This window comes from Paenibacillus sp. MAHUQ-63 (assembly GCF_028765165.1).
Lineage (GTDB): Bacteria > Bacillota > Bacilli > Paenibacillales > NBRC-103111 > Paenibacillus_E.
In genome coordinates, this window is sequence record NZ_JARADB010000005.1 from 335,939 (window position 1) to 350,600 (window position 14,662).

Below are 14,662 nucleotides of genomic sequence, written 5' to 3' on the forward strand. Positions count from 1 at the left end.
GTCGGTTTTCATTTACCTAAGCAGAATTGTGTAAAAATCTGATCAATCAACGACTCGCCTACGGAATCCCCAATAATTTCGCCAAGCTGCTCCCAAGCAGCCCGAATATCAATTTGGATCATATCGATCGGTACATATTGCTCATTGGCATCAAGCGCATCCGACAAGGAACGCTTCGCTTGCTTCAATAAAGATATATGTCGAACATTGCTCACATACGTCAAATCGCTTGATTCTAGTTTACCCTCAAAGAAAATGCCGGCAATCGCCTTTTCCAAGTTCTCTATACCTTTATTCTCAATCAGAGACAACTCGACAATACGCTCTTCAGGGAAATAGTTCCGAACTACTTCGACATCTATTCTTCGACTCAAGTCTGTTTTATTCAAAATAACGATCGTTTGCCGATCAGCCAATTGCTTCATCATTGCAATCTCATCCAATTGGAGCTCTTCATTGCTATTGAGCACCAGGAGAATCAAGTCCGCTTCCGCTAGCGCAGTCTTCGAACGTTCAACCCCGATCTGTTCGACAATATCGCTGGTCTCCCGGATCCCCGCCGTATCCAACAGCTTCAGCGGAATTCCGCCAATATTCACGAACTCCTCAATGACATCGCGGGTCGTACCCGGAATATCCGTCACAATCGCTCGATTCTCCTGAGCCAATTCATTGAGCAGCGACGATTTCCCCACATTCGGTCTGCCGACAATAGCCGTCTCGATCCCTTCACGCAAAATCTTCCCTTGCTCTGCGGTCACCAAAAGACGGTCAATTTCGTGCATAACCGTGTCACATTTACTCTTTATGAAAGCATTCGTCATCTCTTCAACGTCATGCTCGGGATAGTCGATATTCACTTCGACATGAGCCATCAATTCAACCAGTACATGCCGCAAATGTTTGATTTGCTTCGACAAATTTCCTTCAACCTGCTTCAAGGCGACCTTGAAAGCCCGATCCGATTTGGCTCGAATCAGGTCGATTACCGCCTCCGCTTGTGTCAAATCAATTCGACCGTTCAAGAATGCGCGCTTCGTAAATTCACCCGGCTCAGCCAGTCGAATCCCTTGCAACAGCAGCAGATCAAGTACTTTCTTCACGGACACGATCCCTCCGTGACAGCTGACCTCCACCACATCCTCCATCGTAAAGGAACGCGGAGCTTTCATTAACGTAACGAGAACCTCCTCCACCTTTTCGGCGGAAGCAGGTTCTACAATGAATCCATAATGTACCGTATGCGTGGCTGCATCTGATAATTTCGTTTTGGAACGGAACACGCGGTCCACAAGTGGAACGGCTTCATCCCCGCTCACACGAATAACCGCTATTCCGCCCTCGCCGAGCGGCGTAGAAATAGCAGCAATCGTATCGTTTAGCATAGTAGTTGCACCTCGAATTTACCTCATCTTAAAGAAAAAGCAATGACATGATCCTAAGTCATTGCGATTCCACGATTATTTGACGGCGATGACGACCCGACGATTCGGTTCTTCGCCTTTGCTGTATGTTTTGACAACTGGATGCCCTTGCAACTCGGCATGAATAATCTTGCGTTCTTGCGAGTTCATCGGCTCCAAAATAACTTCTTTTTTGGACTTAATGACGCGGTTAGCCAGCCTCGAAGCCAGCTCTTCCAGTGTTCTCTTCCGTCTTTCGCGGAAATTCTCGGCATCTAAGACAATGCGAAAATGCGAGTTCGCATACCGATTTGCGACAATATTAGCTAAATACTGCAGCGCATCAAGCGTTTGTCCCCTTTTGCCAATCAAAATCCCTAACTCCGAACCACTCAAATTCAAGAGGTAGCCTTCGCGATCCTTAGTCGTATCTATGGTGATGGAAATTTTCATCGCTTCGAACATATCTTGTAAGAAAGCAATGGCTTCCTCAAGTGGATCTGGTATCAATTCAAGCTCAACTTTAGCTTCTTTGGAACCAATAAACCCGAACAACCCTTTGGTGGGCTGTTCCAAAATATGAATCTTTACACGATCTTCCGAAACTTGCCATTGAGAAAGGCCGGCTTTCACCGCTAACTCAATGGTTTTTCCAGTCACCACGATTTTTTTCATTTGGACAGGCCACCCTTATTATTTTGAGATCCAGGATTTTTTTGTTTTCCAGGAGAACCATAAATGAAGTAAGACTGAACAATGGTGAAGATGTTACCGTAGATCCAGTAAAGCGGCAGAGCGGCTGCGAAATTCATGGACATCACGAAAATCATAACCGGGAAAATATATAGCAAGCTTTTCATTTGTTGATTCATTTGGGACGACATGAACATTTGTTGAACGAATGTTGTCGCCGCGGCGATCAATGGAAGAATGTAATAATGGTCGGGTTGTCCAAGATTCATCCATAAAAAATTATGTCCATGAATTTCTTGGTTGCGCATGATCGCTTGGTACAAGGCAATCAAGATTGGCATTTGTACAATGATCGGGAAACATCCCGCCAATGGATTCACACCATTTTGTTGAAACAGCTTCATCGTTTCTTCCTGCTGTTTCTTTGCGTCATCTTTATACTTCTCTTTCAGCTTCTTCATCTCTGGCTGCAGTTCTTGCATCCGTTTGGAGCTCTTGTACTGTTTCAGCGTCAGCGGCAAGATAATGAGACGAATGATAATGGTAACAACCAGAATCGACAGCCCATATTGACCCCACAAATGATCGGCAAACCAATCCAGCGTTTCAGAAAGCGGGTACACAAAATATTTCGTGAAAAAATTTGCGGTATTTAGATCAATTGGTGCCATGGCTGAGCTGGACGGACTACACCCTGACAGTAACAAGATCATCGCAGAGATTGCGGCTAGCATATAAATTCGACGAGTCAAAATGAGATCCTCCTAAATATCTTTTCCAACATAAACTATATCACATCTTCAGCCTGCAAGGAAATATAGCTTCATTTTTTTATTGGTTCGTTCCTTTTTAATAAAGAAGCTTTTCGCACGACATGCCAAATGCTCTTCTCAAGCTCCACATATTCCATATCGGCCGCGGGTTTCCGCACCAGAAGAATATAGTCGTAATGCGGCGCCATATTCTCCTTTTTCAAACGAACAATTTCCTTGATCATACGTCTTAACCGGTTCCGAACGACTGCATTGCCGACTTTTTTGCTCACCGAAATGCCAAGGCGGAAATGATCCAGTTTGGGCTGAGGCAAATAATATAGAACAAACTGATGGTTGGCCATCGATTTGCCGTATCGATATATCTTATTGAAATCTTCCCGTTTCGCTAATCTATATTCTTTTTCCACAGACATGTACGCTCCAGACTGTTAGCTTTCAAGATAGGTTAGATCAGCAATAGATATCCCATCTATTTTTGACCGATTTGGACGGAGATAAACCAGACCATTCAAATGCAAAAAAAAAAGCCCCTTCCGGAGCCTCTTTTTACGCGCTAAGAACTTTTCTTCCCTTAAGACGACGAGCTTGCAGAACTTTACGACCGTTCTTCGTGCTCATTCTTTTACGGAAACCATGGTTTTTCTTACGCTTTCTCGTATTCGGGTTAAACGTCGGACCCATCTATAGCACCTCCCTACCTGAGGATATCCATCCTACAAAATTTCTACTACTCATTAAATCACAAATCAAGCAAGAAAGTCAACCTACATGAGCGTGCAGAAGGATCTGCCAAAATCGGCAGCCGCAGCCCCAAAAGAATAACCTGTGTATAAAATTTAGACGAGCGAAACAGAACTCTGTCGAAAATTAACACAATATCAACAATATCTTGTGTTGTGAACAATTTCTATGCACAACTTGTTGTAATTGTGGATAATACCAAACAATCCGTTGATTAACAAGCCATCTTTTGATAAGATGATTATGTTTCTGTTGTGGATATAACCTAATCCTTCTCCGATTTATCAACAGTCTGTGGATAACATTGTGAACAAAATTCCCTCTATAAGAATAAGTCATTTTAGCCGAATCTTAATAATGTGGATAAAACGACAAAATCCGTCCTTTATTGAGCCCATCAGACATTAAGGTTCTTTTTGCCGTTAAACGTGCAGACTATACTCTGATTGCGTTTGAGCTGCTAAATCTCGCGGAACGCTCCGTTTGAGTTCAACATAATGATTTATGCACAGATGCTTTTTTCTATTTAACTGGCCCTAAGCCACATGTTTGATTTCAAAGGAGTGAATTATTGTGGAAGGCCATTCTACGGACTTATGGCAGCAAATCTTATCGATCATCCAAACAAAACTCAGTAAGCCGAGCTTCGATACCTGGCTCAAATCAACGAAAGCGACAGTCTTCAATGATTCCACTGTCGTTATTTGTGCGCCTAACAATTTCGCGCAGGAATGGTTGGAAAGCCGCTATACCAAGCTGATCGAAGGCACCATTTACGATTTCACCGGCAAGCATGTATCCGTCAAATTCGTTATCGAAACCGAGGAGCAGAAAGCGCAATCAGCTGCCGTTCAGCCGACCGTGCTGCCTCCGAAGGGACCAGCCATCGTCGCGGGTGAAGAGAATTTCACCAACATGATGAATTCCAGGTACACCTTCGATACATTCGTTATCGGATCCGGGAATCGTTTCGCGCACGCGGCATCGCTCGCCGTAGCCGAAGCGCCGGCCAAAGCTTATAACCCGCTCTTTCTATATGGAGGCGTAGGTCTGGGCAAAACGCATCTGATGCACGCCATCGGCCATTATGTGCTGGAGCATAATCCAGGAGCTCGCGTTCTGTATATTTCATCCGAGAAGTTTACGAATGAATTCATCAATGCCGTCCGGGATAACCGCGGCGAAGGGTTCCGCAACAAATATCGAACGATCGACGTGCTATTAATTGACGATATTCAATTCCTCGCGGGTAAAGAAGGTACGCAGGAGGAGTTTTTCCATACATTTAACGCGCTTCATGAGGAAGGCAAACAAATTATTATCTCCAGCGACCGGCCGCCTAAGGAGATTCCAACCTTGGAAGACCGCCTGCGCTCCAGATTCGAATGGGGATTGATAACGGATATTCAGCCTCCGGACCTGGAGACACGCATCGCCATCTTGCGGAAAAAGGCGAAAGCCGAGAATTTGGAGATTCCGAACGAAGCGATGATCTATATCGCGAACCAAATCGATACGAATATTCGTGAGCTTGAAGGTGCGCTGATCCGCGTAGTGGCCTACTCCTCTCTGATCAATCAGGACATCAGCGTTCATTTGACCGCAGAAGCGTTGAAGGATATCATTCCGTCGAACCGGCCCAAAGTCATTACGATTCAGGATATTCAGCAGCGCGTTGGTGAATTCTATGGATTGAAGCTTGAGGATTTCAAGGCGCGCAAACGAACAAAAGCCGTAGCCTTCCCTAGGCAGGTCGCGATGTACCTGGCACGGGAGCTGACGGACTTCTCTTTGCCGAAAATCGGAGATAATTTTGGCGGCCGCGACCATACGACGGTCATACACGCCCATGAGAAAATATCGCAACTGCTGCAAGAGGACCAGGAGCTCTACAAGGTCATTCATAACCTGACGGAGCGCATCAAGAACCCCTCTTAATAACCTTTGATTTATGATAAGCCTATGCACAAACTATGCACATGTGGATAGGCTTGCTTTATATAAGCTTCATCCACATATCCACATATCCAGAGGCCCTACTGCTATTACTAATAAAGAATGATATTATATAAAGATATGCCAACGAATCTCAAAAAAGAACCGCAGGAGTGAAGTCATGAAATTAACGATTCTTAAAGACCATTTAATTGAATCCATTGGTCACGTTTCCAAAGCAATCTCATCCCGTACAACCATCCCCATTCTGACTGGGATCAAAATAGATGCAACCGTAAGCGGCGTTACCCTTACAGCCAGCGATACCGACATTTCCATTCAAAGCTTCACACCTAGTGAAAATGGAACGAACAAAATCATTCAGTTATATCAAGCCGGCAGCGTAGTGCTTCCAGCTAAATTTTTCGTTGAAATTATTCGTAAACTGCCAGCTCAACTTATTGAGATTGAAGTAAGCCACAATTTCCAAACCGTTATTCGTTCAGGTTCTTCGGAAATTCAAATCATGGGGCTCGATCCCGACGAATATCCGCTGCTGCCGGAAATCGAAGAAAGCAAGATGCTTCGTCTGCCGAGCGATCTCTTAAAAACGATGATTAAACAGACGTCTTATGCCGTTTCGACCAATGAATCGACACCGATTCTTACCGGGGTTCTTTGGAACATTAACGGAGACAAGCTCAAATTCATCGCCTGCGACCGTCATCGCCTTGCCAGCAGAGAAGTTACCGTCGATAATGACAATGCGCATAATTTGCCGAACATTGTTATTTCCGGCCGTACGCTGAATGAGTTGAGCAAAATTTTGCCTGATCAGAACTCCCTTATAGATATAGTTATTTCGGACAATCAGGTTTTATTCAAGATTCATTCGATTTTATTTTATTCCCGCATTTTGGACGGTACTTACCCGGATACGTCGAAGCTGATTCCGCAATCCTTCCAAACCGAGATGGTCGTTCCGACCAAGGAATTGGCGGAAGCGATCGATCGCGCCTACCTGTTGTCCAAGGAAGAGAAGACCAATATCGTCAAAATGATCATGTTGGAAGATCAAACGATCGAGATCTCCTCCAGCTCCTCCGAGCTCGGTAAAGTCACGGAGCAAATTAACCTGCAGCATATTGCCGGCGAACTGCTCAAAATTTCGTTTAACTCCAAATATATGCTTGATGCGCTTAAAGTGCTCGATTCCGAGTTCATTCACATCGGATTTACTGGAGCCATGCAGCCTATCATCATGAAACCGCAAGATTCGACGAACATTTTACAGCTGATCTTGCCTTATCGAACAACCAACTAAGGGGGCTCCAGCATGAAACAAATCGCTATTAACACGGAATACATTACGCTCGGCCAGTTTCTGAAGCTGTCGGATTGTATATCCACAGGTGGACAAGCCAAATTTTTCGTTGTGGATACCAAAATTGAAGTAAACGGGCAAGCGGAAAATCGCAGAGGACGGAAACTCGTTCCGAAGGATATTGTGACCGTGGAGGGTTTCGGACAATTCGAAGTCGTTAGCTCCTGAGACCGCGTGTTGCCAGGAGGATGACCACCTATGTTTCTTAATAGACTTGCGCTCAAATCTTACCGGAATTACGAACAGATCGAGCTGACCACCGATCGCAATGTGAATATATTCGTCGGACCTAATGCTCAAGGCAAGACGAATCTGCTGGAATCGATCTATGTTTTGGCCATGACCAAGTCACACCGGACTCACCAGGACAAAGAGTTGATCGGATGGAACGGCGAGACTACGCAGCTGCACGCCCAAATTCAAAAGCGTTACGGCACTTGCCAATTGGATCTCTCGATTTCCCCCAAAGGCAAAAAAGCGAAAATCAACGGCCTCGAGCAAAAGAAGCTAAGCAATTTTATCGGTGCGCTCAACGTCGTCATGTTCGCTCCCGAGGATCTGGAGATCGTGAAAGGGACACCCGGCGTTAGGCGCCGGTTCCTCGACATGGAGATCGGCCAGGTCCAGCCCTCCTATCTCTACGATTTATCGCAATACCAGAAAATTTTGCAGCAGCGGAACAATTATTTAAAGCAAAATTACCCTGGTAAAAGCACACCGGACGCCATGTTGGACATCTGGAACGAACAATTAGCACAGTATGGTGTTAAAATTATGAAAAAGCGTCAAAACTTTATTAAGAAGCTGCAACAATGGGCGGAAACCATTCATCGAGGAATTACGAATGACAGCGAAGAGCTTCTCATCCGGTACTCCCCTTCTTTTGACATGGAGTCGTTTGAAGATGAATCTGTTTTATTAAACCAATTTATGATAAAGTTATCATTGGTTAGAGAGCAGGAATTCCGAAGAGGCGTTACGTTAGTGGGTCCTCATCGTGACGATCTTCTTTTTTACATTAACGACAAAGAAGTGCAAACCTACGGTTCTCAAGGGCAGCAGCGGACCACAGCGCTATCCCTCAAGCTGGCTGAGATTGAACTCATCCAGGAGGAAGTCGGCGAATATCCCCTTTTATTGCTTGATGATGTGCTTTCAGAGCTTGATGAATATAGGCAGACGCAGTTGATCCGCACGTTCCAGGAGAAGGTCCAGACGTTCATAACAACAACGGGTCTCGAGAGTGTCCATTTGGACCAACTGAACCATGCTTCCGTGTTTCATGTTTTGAAAGGAAATGTAAGTGGCAGGAGCTGAGGAGCATGTTTATACATTTGGGTGGAGAGAAAATTATAAGAGCTTCCGAACTGATTGCTATTTTCGATATCTCGATAGAGAAATCTTCAAAAATATCGAAACAATTCATTCAACAAGCTATAAAGGATAAAAAAACAGAAAAAATCGGCGATGAAGAATGCAAATCACTCGTTGTTACGAAGAGTAAAGTGTATTATTCCCCGATTTCCTCTACGACGCTCAAAAAAAGAGCGCATCTTTTGTTAACGAACTAACTTTTTTGTTCACATAAGAGAGTATAAGAGGTTTATCTCACTATAAAAAAGCAGGTGGAGATTAACATGTCTGTGAATCAAAATGCGTACGATGACAGTCAGATTCAGGTTCTGGAAGGGTTAGAAGCCGTTCGCAAAAGACCGGGTATGTATATTGGTTCAACCAGTGCCCGTGGACTTCACCATCTCGTTTGGGAAGTTGTCGATAACAGTATTGACGAGGCGTTAGCCGGGTTCTGTACGAAAATCGATGTAATTGTTCATAAAAATAATAGTATTACCGTCATTGATAACGGACGCGGGATTCCGGTCGGGGAAAATGCGAAGCTCAAACGTCCGACGCTTGAAGTCGTACTCACCGTATTGCATGCGGGCGGTAAATTCGGTGGCGAGGATTCCGGTTACAAAGTATCCGGGGGTCTGCACGGTGTAGGTATTTCCGTAGTTAATGCGTTGTCTGAGCACTTGACTGTGAGAGTAAAGAATAAAGGCCAAATTCATCAACAAGAATACCGCCGCGGAACACCGCAATATGATGTGAAAGTGGTTGGGGAGACGGAAGAAACGGGCACGACGGTCACGTTCCAGCCGGATCCGGAAATTTTCAAAGAAACGACAGAATACGACTACGATATCCTGCAATCCCGGATTCGCGAGCTCGCATTCCTGAATAAAGGCATCGAAATCAATCTCATTGACGAGCGTACGGATATGGCGACAACCCATATGTACGAGGGCGGTATTATTTCGTTCGTGCAGCATTTGAACCGCAACCGCGAAGTTGTCAACGAGACGCCGATCTACGTCGAAGGCAGCAAAGATAATATCTCCATCGAGATTGCACTTCAATACAACGACAGCTATACGGAAAATATTTACTCCTTCGCGAACAATATCAATACGCATGAGGGCGGGACGCACGAGTCCGGCTTCAAGAGCGCCTTAACGCGGATTCTGAACGAATATGCCCGTAAAACGAATTCACTGAAAGAAAGCGACTCGAACTTGTCGGGCGACGATGTGCGCGAAGGTTTGGCTGCGATTATTTCCGTGAAAATTCCAGAGCCGCAATTCGAAGGGCAGACCAAAACGAAGCTTGGCAACAGCGAAGTCCGCGGAATTGTGGAATCGCTCTTCGCCGAGAAGCTGCAAGAATTCATGGAAGAGAATCCTGCTACTGCGAAGAAAATCCTTGAAAAAGGCATTCAGGCGGCCAGAGCCAGAGAAGCCGCGCGCAAAGCCAGAGAGCTTACTCGTCGTAAGAGTGCGCTGGAAGTGAGCGCCCTGCCGGGTAAACTGGCGGATTGCTCGTCTAAGGATGCGTCCATCAGCGAGATCTACATCGTAGAGGGTGACTCTGCGGGCGGATCGGCCAAACAAGGGCGCGATCGCCATTTCCAAGCGATTTTGCCGCTGCGCGGTAAAATTTTGAACGTTGAGAAAGCCAGATTGGACCGGATTTTGTCGAATACGGAAATCCGCGCGATGATTACAGCCTTCGGTACCGGAATCAGCGATGATTTCGATATCAACAAAGCGCGTTATCACAAAATTATTATTATGACGGATGCCGATGTCGACGGAGCGCATATTCGTACGCTTCTGCTTACGTTCTTCTACAGATACATGAAAAAGCTGATTGAATCCGGCTTTGTGTATATTGCACAACCTCCTCTGTTCAAATTGGAGAGAAATAAAACCGTTCGTTATGCTTACAACGAGAAGCAAAGAGAAATCATCATGCAAGAATTCGGCGAAGGCGCCAAAGTGAACGTTCAACGTTACAAAGGACTGGGCGAGATGAATCCGGAACAGCTATGGGAAACGACGATGGATCCGGAGAGCCGGACACTGCTGCAGGTGACGATCGAAGATGCGATTGAAGCGGATACGCTCTTTGACTCTTTGATGGGCGATAACGTAGAACCTAGAAGAGATTTCATCGAAGAACACGCAATTTACGTGAAAAATCTTGATATCTAAACGATTCAAACGTTGTTAACGATGTAAGCTTTCAGGAGGAACATTCATGAGCGAAGAATTACATTCGCAAGTCAGAGAAATTGACATTTCTACCGAAATGCGTACATCCTTCTTAGACTATGCGATGAGTATCATTGTCAGTCGTGCTTTGCCAGATGTTAGAGACGGACTGAAGCCCGTTCATCGTCGTATCCTGTATGCGATGTCCGAGCTGGGCATGTCTCCAGATAAACCGTATAAGAAATCAGCGAGAATCGTCGGTGAAGTTATCGGTAAATACCATCCGCACGGCGATTCCGCCGTGTATGAGACGATGGTGCGGATGGCCCAAGATTTCTCCCTGCGCTATATGCTTGTTGACGGTCATGGTAACTTCGGTTCGATTGACGGCGATATGGCGGCTGCCATGCGTTATACGGAGGCCCGTCTATCCAAGATTGCGATGGAGCTCCTTCGCGATATTAACAAAGAAACTATCGATTACGCACCGAACTATGACGGGGAAGAGCAAGAGCCAGTCGTGCTTCCATCGCGCTTCCCGAACTTGCTGGTCAACGGCAGCTCGGGTATTGCGGTAGGGATGGCGACGAACATTCCTCCTCATAATCTTCGGGAAGTCATTGACGGTATCCAGATGCTGATCGAGAATCCGGACGTTACGCCGATGGATTTGATGTCGGCCATCAAGGGTCCGGATTTCCCGACGGCCGGTTTCATTCTGGGCCGCGAAGGGATCAGACAAGCCTACACCACAGGCAGAGGCTCTGTGACGATGCGGGCAAGAACGACCATTGAAGAGAACAACAATAAGGCTAAGATCATCGTAAGCGAGCTGCCTTATCAAGTGAATAAAGCAAGATTGGTTGAGAAGATCGCCGAGCTTGTGCGTGAGAAGAAGATCGATGGTATCACGGATCTTCGCGATGAGTCCGACCGTAACGGGATGCGTGTCGTAATCGAGCTTCGCCGCGACGTGAACCCGAATGTCGTATTGAACAACTTGTTCAAACAGACGGCTATGCAGTCGAACTTCGGGATCATTATGCTGGCGCTCGTCAACGGCCAACCGAAGGTTTTGAATCTTCGCGATATGCTTCAGTACTACCTGAAGCACCAGCAGGAAGTTATCCGCCGCAGAACGGAATACGATTTGCGCAAGGCGGAAGCGCGCGCGCACATCTTGGAAGGTTTGCGCATCGCGCTTGACCACCTGGATCAGGTCATCGCTTTGATCCGAGCCTCCCGGACGACGGAAGAGGCCAGAGACGGCCTCATGAATACATTTAATTTGAGCTTCGATCAGGCTCAAGCGATTCTGGATATGCGCTTGCAGCGCCTGACCGGTTTAGAGCGGGAGAAAATCGAAGCCGAGTATGCCGAGCTGATGAAGAAAATCGCTGAACTGAAAGCGATTCTTGCCGATGAGCAGCTGATTCTAGCGATCATTAGCGAAGAGCTCAATGAAATCAAAGAGAAGTTCGGCGACGATCGCCGTTCCGAGATCACCGTCGGTGAAGAAAGCATCGAGGACGAAGATCTCATCCCTCGCGAGGATGTCGTCATTACGATTACCCATACGGGCTACATCAAGCGTCTTCCGGTTACGACTTACAAGAACCAGAAGCGCGGAGGCCGCGGTATTGTCGGTATGGATACGAAAGACGACGACTTCGTGGAACATTTGTTCGTGACTAACACGCATCACTATTTGATGTTCTTTACGAACAAAGGAAAAGTATACCGGTTGAAAGCTTACGAGATTCCGGATTTGAGCCGAACTGCGCGCGGTACGCCGATCATTAACTTGATCCAGATCGAGCAAGGCGAGACGGTCAATGCCGTGATCCCGGTTGAGAGCTTCGAGACCGATCAATACTTGTTCTTCGCAACGAAGCAAGGGGTTGTGAAGAAAACGCCGATCGACGATTACTCGAACATTCGCAAGGGCGGCTTGATCGCCATCAACTTGCGCGATGATGACGATCTTATCGGCGTCAAACTGACGGACGGCAACCAAGGCATCATAATGGGGACCAAACTCGGTATGTCCATTCATTTCCCGGAACAAGACGTGCGTTCGATGGGAAGATCGGCTACAGGAGTCAAAGGGATTCAGTTGGATGAGGACGATGCTGTCATCGATATGGATGTCGTGCACGAAGATAACAGCGTCTTGATCGTAACGTCCAAGGGCTTCGGCAAGAGAACGCCTGTGTCGGAATACCGTATTCAATCCCGCGGCGGTAAAGGGATCAAAACCTTGAACGTCACCGAGAAGAACGGTCCGGTTGTCGGCCTGAAAATCGTTCAGGAAGATGAGGATCTCATGATTATTACGGCATCGGGAACTGTCATTCGTACAAGTATGGCTGGCATTTCCGTTATGGGCCGGAATACGCAAGGGGTGCGCCTCATCAATATCCGGGAAGACGACGAAGTTGGCACGCTGGCCCGCGTTCAGAAGAACGAAGAGCAGGCGGATAATGAGGAAGACGGCGACGACGAAACGGAAAGTACGGAATCGACCGATACCGAATAAAATAAATGACAGGGATGGGGCTTACAAACCCATCCCTTTTATTTTACAATAGGAACTATATGATAAACGTAAGGTGAGTGAGTAGTGTGCCAACTATAGCCGTCTCTCAATTGAAATACGGTGAGAAGCTGGGAGATCCAGTCATCACGAAGCTAGGGAACGTTCTTTTTCATAAAGGAAGGGTCATTAACGAGCGAGATATTGAAATTTTGAAGGCCTTCCTCATACCATCGGTTTATATCGAATCCAAGAACGGTGCGGAGCCGGAAGCTGCAGCAGAAGAAACGAAGGTAAAAGAGGCGGTGACGGCATCGGCAGCATCGGTACCTCCTTTTTATATCGAGTATCAGAATATGCTAAAGCTGCTCAAGCGCGTATTTCTGTTGGCGAATGGCGGGCAACCGCTGCCCATCATGGATCTTCGGAATGGGCTCGAGGCGCTTATTCAGCATATCGAGACATATAAGGTGCTCACTTTCACCCCCAAGAACCGCAATTTGCAAGACTATATTTATCACAAAAGTATTATGGTCAGCTTAACCGCCTATTCGTTAGCAAGATGGCATGGCATGCCGCAGAAAGATTTGATGCAGATTGCTCTGGCCGGTCTGCTGCATGATATTGGCGTAGCTAAGACGGACCCCGCTATCCTGGAGAAGAAAGGGCGTCTCTCTCAAGAAGAGATGGATGAGATTAAACAGCACACGCTGGCGGGATATCAAATTCTCAAAAATATTTCAGGCATCAACGAAGGTGTGAAGCTAACGGCCGTGCAGCATCACGAACGGGAAGACGGTTCCGGGTACCCGCTAGGTGTCAAAGGGGACAAGATTCATATCTACGCCAAGATTGTGGCGATCGCTGATATTTATAACGCAATGACGAATGAACGCTTTCACAAAACCGCGATGTCCCCTTATCTGGTATTAGAGCAATTGTTCACAGAGTCATTTGGGAAAGTGGATCCTACCCTAGTGCAAGTCTTTATTCATAAATCAACGCAAATCAGCAACGGTACTCTTGTGAAGCTTAGTGACAACCGTGTAGGAGAAATTGTCTTCTCGGACCGCTCGTATCCAACGAGGCCATGGGTGAATGTGAACGGAACGATCGTCAACCTGGCAACAGAAAGAAGCTTGTTTATAGAAGATGTTATTGGCCATGTGTAAAAAGTGTGTGTTGGTATGGAATGCCCCTGTGAAGGGGCTTTTTCTTTTTTCGAGAAAAAATGAATTTATGCTTGCATTCTGTTTCTAGATTTGATATATTACTCCTTGTCGCTTCGGCGGCCGAACACAAGAACGAAAGAAATTAAAAAAAGTTCTTGCAATCGGGTAGGCCGATGTGGTATATTGATCAAGTCGCTTTTGAAGGCGATGGATTAATAAGGAAGACATTGATCTTTGAAAACTGAACAACGAGTGAGTAAACAGAACGAGCAATCGTTCAAACATGAGATTAATAATCTCGCTAGCAAGTCAATTGAGCTATTCAGCTTTCAATAAATGAGCGAGCAATCGTTCAACTATTATGGAGAGTTTGATCCTGGCTCAGGACGAACGCTGGCGGCGTGCCTAATACATGCAAGTCGAGCGGAGCACTTCGGTGCTTAGCGGCGGACGGGTGAGTAACACGTA

The 14,662-nt window shown here is 46.3% G+C and carries 13 protein-coding genes and 1 rRNA gene; 9 read left to right on the forward strand and 5 right to left on the reverse strand.

The window, feature by feature from the left end; translation table 11 throughout:
* Window positions 1-8 precede the first annotated feature (8 nt).
* The 5 genes from mnmE to rpmH all read right to left on the reverse strand — a co-directional run bounded on the left by mnmE (window position 9) and on the right by rpmH (window position 3,553).
* Complete coding sequence (gene mnmE, locus PUT07_RS27495; RefSeq protein WP_274471974.1) at window positions 9-1,385, reverse strand: tRNA uridine-5-carboxymethylaminomethyl(34) synthesis GTPase MnmE; 1,377 nt, start codon at window positions 1,383-1,385, stop codon at window positions 9-11.
* Window positions 1,386-1,460: 75 nt separating this feature from the next.
* Window positions 1,461-2,078: an RNA-binding cell elongation regulator Jag/EloR gene (gene jag, locus PUT07_RS27500; protein WP_274471975.1), complete on the reverse strand. Its 618-nt coding sequence runs from the start codon at window positions 2,076-2,078 to the stop codon at window positions 1,461-1,463.
* Window positions 2,075-2,848 carry a membrane protein insertase YidC gene (gene yidC / locus PUT07_RS27505; protein ID WP_274471976.1) on the reverse strand — a complete coding sequence of 258 codons (774 nt, stop codon included), beginning with the start codon at window positions 2,846-2,848 and terminating at the stop codon, window positions 2,075-2,077. The genes jag and yidC overlap by 4 nt, the downstream gene beginning before the upstream one ends.
* A gap of 71 nt (window positions 2,849-2,919) precedes the next feature.
* Window positions 2,920-3,279: a ribonuclease P protein component gene (gene rnpA, locus PUT07_RS27510; RefSeq protein WP_274471977.1), complete on the reverse strand. Its 360-nt coding sequence runs from the start codon at window positions 3,277-3,279 to the stop codon at window positions 2,920-2,922.
* Window positions 3,280-3,418: 139 nt separating this feature from the next.
* Window positions 3,419-3,553: a 50S ribosomal protein L34 gene (rpmH, locus tag PUT07_RS27515; RefSeq protein WP_028557239.1), complete on the reverse strand. Its 135-nt coding sequence runs from the start codon at window positions 3,551-3,553 to the stop codon at window positions 3,419-3,421.
* Window positions 3,554-4,186: 633 nt separating this feature from the next.
* Here rpmH and dnaA point away from each other — a divergent pair.
* The 9 genes from dnaA to PUT07_RS27560 form a co-directional block, all read left to right on the forward strand.
* A complete protein-coding gene (gene dnaA / locus PUT07_RS27520; protein ID WP_274471978.1) occupies window positions 4,187-5,551 on the forward strand; it encodes a chromosomal replication initiator protein DnaA in 1,365 nt (454 codons plus the stop codon).
* 178 nt (window positions 5,552-5,729) lie between these two features.
* Window positions 5,730-6,872 carry a DNA polymerase III subunit beta gene (dnaN, locus tag PUT07_RS27525; protein WP_274471980.1) on the forward strand — a complete coding sequence of 381 codons (1,143 nt, stop codon included), beginning with the start codon at window positions 5,730-5,732 and terminating at the stop codon, window positions 6,870-6,872.
* A 12-nt stretch (window positions 6,873-6,884) separates the two neighbouring features.
* Complete coding sequence (gene yaaA, locus PUT07_RS27530; RefSeq protein WP_274471982.1) at window positions 6,885-7,100, forward strand: S4 domain-containing protein YaaA; 216 nt, start codon at window positions 6,885-6,887, stop codon at window positions 7,098-7,100.
* Window positions 7,101-7,130: 30 nt separating this feature from the next.
* Window positions 7,131-8,249 (forward strand): DNA replication/repair protein RecF, encoded by a 1,119-nt coding sequence (gene recF / locus PUT07_RS27535; RefSeq protein ID WP_274471984.1) that lies wholly within the window; start codon window positions 7,131-7,133, stop codon window positions 8,247-8,249.
* Between the two features lie 5 nt (window positions 8,250-8,254).
* Window positions 8,255-8,503: an extracellular matrix regulator RemB gene (gene remB, locus PUT07_RS27540; protein WP_274471985.1), complete on the forward strand. Its 249-nt coding sequence runs from the start codon at window positions 8,255-8,257 to the stop codon at window positions 8,501-8,503.
* A 66-nt stretch (window positions 8,504-8,569) separates the two neighbouring features.
* Window positions 8,570-10,486: a DNA topoisomerase (ATP-hydrolyzing) subunit B gene (gene gyrB, locus PUT07_RS27545; protein WP_274471987.1), complete on the forward strand. Its 1,917-nt coding sequence runs from the start codon at window positions 8,570-8,572 to the stop codon at window positions 10,484-10,486.
* A 46-nt stretch (window positions 10,487-10,532) separates the two neighbouring features.
* Window positions 10,533-13,025, forward strand: coding sequence for a DNA gyrase subunit A (gene gyrA, locus PUT07_RS27550; protein WP_274471989.1), 2,493 nt, complete (start codon window positions 10,533-10,535; stop codon window positions 13,023-13,025).
* Window positions 13,026-13,111: 86 nt separating this feature from the next.
* Window positions 13,112-14,194, forward strand: a complete 1,083-nt coding sequence (locus PUT07_RS27555; protein WP_274471990.1) for an HD-GYP domain-containing protein — start codon at window positions 13,112-13,114, stop codon at window positions 14,192-14,194.
* Window positions 14,195-14,552: 358 nt separating this feature from the next.
* Window positions 14,553-14,662 (forward strand): 16S ribosomal RNA (locus PUT07_RS27560); the annotation flags it as partial.

Excerpts from the sequence above, each read along its gene's own strand:
- mnmE (WP_274471974.1), bottom strand. The coding sequence starts at position 1,385 with ATGCTAAACGATACGATTGCTGCTATTTCTACGCCGCTCGGCGAGGGC.
- jag (WP_274471975.1), bottom strand. The coding sequence starts at position 2,078 with ATGAAAAAAATCGTGGTGACTGGAAAAACCATTGAGTTAGCGGTGAAA.
- rpmH (WP_028557239.1), bottom strand. The coding sequence starts at position 3,553 with ATGGGTCCGACGTTTAACCCGAATACGAGAAAGCGTAAGAAAAACCAT.
- dnaN (WP_274471980.1), top strand. The coding sequence starts at position 5,730 with ATGAAATTAACGATTCTTAAAGACCATTTAATTGAATCCATTGGTCAC.
- yaaA (WP_274471982.1), top strand. The coding sequence starts at position 6,885 with ATGAAACAAATCGCTATTAACACGGAATACATTACGCTCGGCCAGTTT.
- recF (WP_274471984.1), top strand. The coding sequence starts at position 7,131 with ATGTTTCTTAATAGACTTGCGCTCAAATCTTACCGGAATTACGAACAG.
- remB (WP_274471985.1), top strand. The coding sequence starts at position 8,255 with ATGTTTATACATTTGGGTGGAGAGAAAATTATAAGAGCTTCCGAACTG.
- gyrB (WP_274471987.1), top strand. The coding sequence starts at position 8,570 with ATGTCTGTGAATCAAAATGCGTACGATGACAGTCAGATTCAGGTTCTG.
- gyrA (WP_274471989.1), top strand. The coding sequence starts at position 10,533 with ATGAGCGAAGAATTACATTCGCAAGTCAGAGAAATTGACATTTCTACC.